At 73.8% G+C, this 1,541-nt stretch carries 2 protein-coding genes; one reads left to right on the top strand and one right to left on the bottom strand.

What is annotated here, in order from left to right:
* Window positions 1-877: MFS transporter (locus tag AC2VNT_RS11550; protein WP_486946988.1), on the top strand; the 877-nt coding region annotated here is incomplete at its 5' end.
* Between the two features lie 4 nt (window positions 878-881).
* On the opposite strand, the gene AC2VNT_RS11545 is transcribed toward AC2VNT_RS11550, so the two are convergent.
* Window positions 882-1,448 carry an LppP/LprE family lipoprotein gene (locus tag AC2VNT_RS11545; protein ID WP_486946987.1) on the bottom strand — a complete coding sequence of 189 codons (567 nt, stop codon included), beginning with the start codon at window positions 1,446-1,448 and terminating at the stop codon, window positions 882-884.
* Window positions 1,449-1,541: the final 93 nt, after the last annotated feature.

The raw sequence follows: 1,541 nt of genomic DNA, 5'->3' as shown, positions 1-1,541 counted from the left end.
GCACCCGCGGGCGGTGATCGGGTTCGGCTTCTCGGCGCTGGCGATCTCGCTGACCTGGCTGTCGGTGGAGATGACGGGCACCACCCCGATCTGGCGGCTGGTGCTGGCGTTCGCCGCGGTGGGCGTCGGGTATGCGTTCGTCTGGTCGCCGCTGTCGGCCACCGCCACCCGCAACCTGCCGCTGCGGCTGGCCGGCGCCGGCTCCGGGGTGTACAACGCGACGCGTCAGCTCGGCGCGGTGCTGGGCAGCGCCGGGATGGCCGCGTTCATGACCGCGCGGATCTCGGTGAACATCCCGTCGTCCGGTGCCGGAGAGCCGCGCGGTTCGTGGGAGGGCGGCCTGCGGCTGCCCGAGGAGCTGCGCCCGCCGTTCGCGCTGGCGATGTCCGAATCGACGCTGATGACCGCGTTCGTCGCGCTGTTCGGCGTCGCGGCGGCGCTGTTCATGGTCGGTGTCGTCCGGCCGTCCGGCCGGCAGCCGCGCTGGGAGCTGGCCGGCGCCGGCGGCGACACCCCGGGACCGGTGGACGACGTCTCCGAGGACGACGTCTCCGAGGACGACTTGGCCGCGGACGGTTTGGCCGCGGACGACGGCTTCATCGACGACGACGACTTCGCCGACGACGCGTTCGTCGAGGTCGGTCCGGACGGCTACAGCGCGGTGCCGCTGGACTACGGGCGGTACCGCGACGCGGCCGCCGACGACCCGACCACCGACCCGCTGGACATCACCGGGATCTCCGAGGCGATCCCGTTGGCCCGCAGCTACCCGGAGCCCGACGACGAGTCGTCGACACGGCACGCGCGGCCGTCCCGCTACCCGAGCGCCGTCCGCTACCCGCGGGCCGGCCGGCGCCGTCGCGCCGATGACCGCTGACCGGCTACGCGGTGTTGCCGGCGATCTCCACCCCCGAGCCGTTCCAGCGGAACCGGACCGCGCCGATCAGCCCCGGCACCCCGGTGTCGTGCTGCAGCACCACGGTGTCGTCGGTGCAGCGGGACAGGTCGATCGCGTTGAACCCGTAGGTGTCCGGCACCGCCTGTGCCAGGTACTGACCGCGATGGAACAGCACCGCCCGGGTGCTGGGGTGCTCGACGTTGCTGTTGGCCCGCACGATCACCGCGGACAGGTCGGCGCACTCGTTGTAGTTGCCGGAGAGCGGCTCGGGGTTCCACGGCTGTCGGCTGCGCGGGTCGCGGGGCAGCTCGGAGACCGCCTTGGGGATCACCGGCGAGGCCAGGTCGATCGCGCACGGGTCGGCCGGGACGCCGGCCGGACTCGACGCCGGCGCCTCGGCGACCGGCGACCCGGCGGGCGGGGCGGTCGGGGTCTTTGACACGGTGGAGTCACCCGATCCGCAGCCGGCCGCCGCCGCTGCCGCCAACGCGACACCGGTCAGCCCGACCGCGGTGCGGAACGTCGTCGCTGGACCGAACACACCGGGCACCGTACCGGGATCGGACCGAGGAGTGTGGGAGGCGCGCGTTGCGGCTGCCCGTAGACTGCTAGACGCCATGACGTTCCCGGAGACCCCCGCGGC

Source organism: Mycobacterium sp. TH-M15 (assembly GCF_057473705.1).
This window is presented reverse-complemented; position numbering and strand designations above follow the sequence as displayed.